Source organism: Streptomyces sp. WELS2 (genome assembly GCF_013870595.1).
Classification (GTDB): domain Bacteria; phylum Actinomycetota; class Actinomycetes; order Streptomycetales; family Streptomycetaceae; genus Streptomyces.
This window is the reverse complement of the sequence record NZ_JACBWZ010000753.1, coordinates 1-2,966: the sequence shown is the minus strand read 5'-3', so window position 1 is coordinate 2,966 and position 2,966 is coordinate 1. Positions and strand designations below refer to the sequence as shown.

General features: G+C 72.7%; 1 protein-coding gene and 3 pseudogenes. All 4 read left to right on the top strand.

The window, feature by feature from the left end; all coding sequences use genetic code 11:
• The first annotated feature begins 182 nt into the window (after window positions 1–182).
• Window positions 183–890, top strand: a complete 708-nt coding sequence (locus tag H5J33_RS29285; RefSeq protein WP_181797825.1) for an ABC transporter ATP-binding protein — start codon at window positions 183–185, stop codon at window positions 888–890.
• Window positions 891–1,255: 365 nt separating this feature from the next.
• Window positions 1,256–1,933 (top strand): annotated as a pseudogene (locus H5J33_RS38470) (FtsX-like permease family protein); the annotation flags it as partial.
• A gap of 79 nt (window positions 1,934–2,012) precedes the next feature.
• Window positions 2,013–2,558: pseudogene (locus tag H5J33_RS29275) on the top strand (GGDEF domain-containing protein); the annotation flags it as partial.
• Window positions 2,559–2,675: 117 nt separating this feature from the next.
• A pseudogene (locus H5J33_RS29270) lies at window positions 2,676–2,966 on the top strand (carbohydrate-binding protein); the annotation flags it as partial.

Below are 2,966 nucleotides of genomic sequence, written 5' to 3'. Positions count from 1 at the left end.
CGCCGCCGCGAGCGCCGCCGTCAGCACCTCGTCCTCCCCCATGGCCACCACTCTGGCAGACGCCACCGACATCCGCATCGACCTGGGGATACAGCGCACTGCATCCCCGGGATGAGTCCCGCGGCCGAGTGCCATCCGCGGACGGATGCCCGGAGCGCGGGCCCGCGTCTAGCGTCCTGCCCATGGTCACCGAGGTGAGAACGGAAGACGCCGTCGTACGGCTCGACGGGGTGCGCAAGGAGTACGGCGAGACGGTCGCGCTCGACGGGGTGTCGCTGGAGATCCGGGCCGGGGAGGCGGTCGCCGTGATGGGCCCCTCGGGCTGCGGCAAGTCCACGCTGCTCAACATGATCGCCGGACTGGACCGGCCGTCGGCCGGGCGGATCGTCGTACACGGCGAGGACGTCGGGGAGTTGAGCGAGAAGGGGCTGGCGCTGTACCGGCGGCGCCGGGTCGGGATGATCTTCCAGTTCTTCAACCTCGTCGACGACCTGTCGGCGCTGGACAACGTGGCGCTGGCGGCCCAGTTGACGGGGACACCGGCCCGGCAGGCCCGGCGGCGGGCGCTGGAGCTGTTCGAGGAGCTGGGGATCGCCGGCCGGCGCAACGCCTATCCGGCGGTGCTCAGCGGCGGTGAGCGGCAACGGGTCGCGGTGGCACGGGCGTTGATGAACCGGCCCGCGCTGCTGCTGGCGGACGAGCCGACCGGGGCGCTGGACAGCCGGGCCGGGGAGCAGGTGATGGACCTGCTGATCGACCTGAACCAGATCGGCCAGACCCTGGTCGTCGTCACCCACGACGAGCGGCTCGCGCAGCGGTGCGCGAGCCGTCTGGTGCTGCTGGCCGACGGCCGGGTGACCGGCGAGCACACCCTGGAGCCGTCCGCGTGAGGGCGGTATGGCGGGCCGCGCGGGCGGCCGTGCGCCGGCGGCGGCTGCAGACACTGGTGATCTGGCTGGTCACCCTGGTGTCGACGGGGTCGACGGTGGTGGCGCTGGGGCTGGTCGACGCGGCGTCGGCACCGTTCGACCGCGCCTTCGGGAAGCTGCACGGGCCGCACGTCGTGGCCGCCTTCGACAGCGGCAAGGTGTCGGACGCGCAACTGACGCGCGCGGCACGGCGGCCGGGCGTGGAGGCGGTGGCGGGACCGTTCGCGCGGGCGACGGTCAGTGTGCCGCGCGGTGCGGCGGACTTCGGGCTCGGCGGTGAGATCACGGTGGTGGGCCGTCCCGGCCCCGGCGGACCGGTGGACCGGATGGACGTGTGGGCGGGCCGCTGGCCGACCCGGCCGGGTGAGATGGTGCTGAACCGGCAGCGCGACTGGACCGCCGACGACCTCGGCAAGACGTTCCGGGTGCCCTCCGGCCCACGGCTCACCGTCGTCGGGTTCGCCTTCGACCTGAGTCACACGGCGGACGCCTGGGTCGCCCCGGAGCAGATCGGTGCGCTGCACCCGACGGGCCGGCAGATGCTGTTCCGGTTCCGGGACGCGGCGTCGGAGCGGGGACTGCGCGCGCGACTGGCCGAGGTGACACGGGAATTGCCGCCGGGCTCGCTCGCCGGGTCGCAGACGTATCTGGCGCTCAAGCACCGGATCGGCGGCAACGCGCGCGCGTACGCGCCGTATCTGATGGCGTTCGGGGTGCTCGGCATCCTGGTGGCGGTGCTGATCGTCGCGAACGTGGTCGGCGGGGCCGTGGTCTCCGGGTTCCGGCACATCGGCATCCTGAAGGCGCTGGGCTTCACCCCGGGACAGGTACTGGGCGTCTATCTGACGATGATCTCCGTGCCGGCGGTCCTGGGCTGTGGGCTCGGCACCGTGGCCGGTGATCTGCTGGCGGAGCCGTTCCTGGAGTTCGTGTTCTCCGGACCGGCCTCGGGAGTGCTGCACGACGGCCTGGGGATCCCGCTGCGGGTGAACCTGGTGGCCCTGCTCGGCATGCCCCTGGTCTGTGTGCTCGCCGCGCCCGTACCGCGGGGCCGAGCGCGGCGAGCACACAGACCAGGGGCATGCCGACTCCCTGGACGCGGCCTACGGCCACCCCGCCTACGACATCCCGGCCGGCCACGGCTTCGACTTCGCGCCGGGCGCCGAGGCGTACGACGCCTACGACCACCATGTGCACACCGTCGCCCCCGAGGAGGGCCGCGACGACGGTGCCAAGGGGCTCGCGGTCCTCTTCTGCGACCTCGACGGCTTCAAGTCGATCAACGACCGGTTCGGGCACAACGCGGGCGACGCGGTCCTCATCGAGGTCGCCCGGCGGCTGAGCAACGGCGTCCGGGACGGGGACACGGTGGCCCGGCTCGGCGGCGACGAGTTCGTGATCCTCGCCGACGGCCTCGGCCGGGCCGACGCCCAGGACCTCGCCGTACGGCTGCGCAACGAGATCGTCCAGCCGATCCGGGCCGAGGGCCGCTCCGTCCGGGTGGGCGCGAGCTTCGGCATCGGGTGGGCGCACTGCGGCATGACGGCGGACGAGGTGCTGAAGTCCGCCGACGAGCGGATGTACGTAGAGAAACGATCTCGTCCCAAACAGCATCGCCGCGCGGGATGAACCGCAGGTCAGCCGCTTGACGCGACCTGGGTCACCCGTTTGGCGGACGGAGAGCGGGTAGGCTCGCCATTCCAACCCGTACCCCATCCGCCCGCACCTGTTGAGGAGTACCAAGGGATGACGCCCGGCGACAACGGCCCGAGCACGCCCGAGGACGACGACCCGTTCGGCTACCTGTACGCAGACGGCCAGGCCCGGGGAGCCCAGCCACCGTCCGGCGGTTACGGCTACCCGAACTCGGTCAGCAGGGTGCGCACGGTCGGCGAGCGCCAGTACGGCCAGCAGCCGGGGGCCTACGGCCAGCCGCCGCAGGGCACGTACGGCCAGGGTGTCCCGCAGCAGGGTGCCTACGGCCAGCCGAACGCCCACTACCAGGCCCCTGAGACGCTGCCCGGCTCCACGATCCAC

Excerpts from the sequence above, each read along its gene's own strand:
- H5J33_RS29285 (WP_181797825.1), top strand. The coding sequence starts at position 183 with ATGGTCACCGAGGTGAGAACGGAAGACGCCGTCGTACGGCTCGACGGG.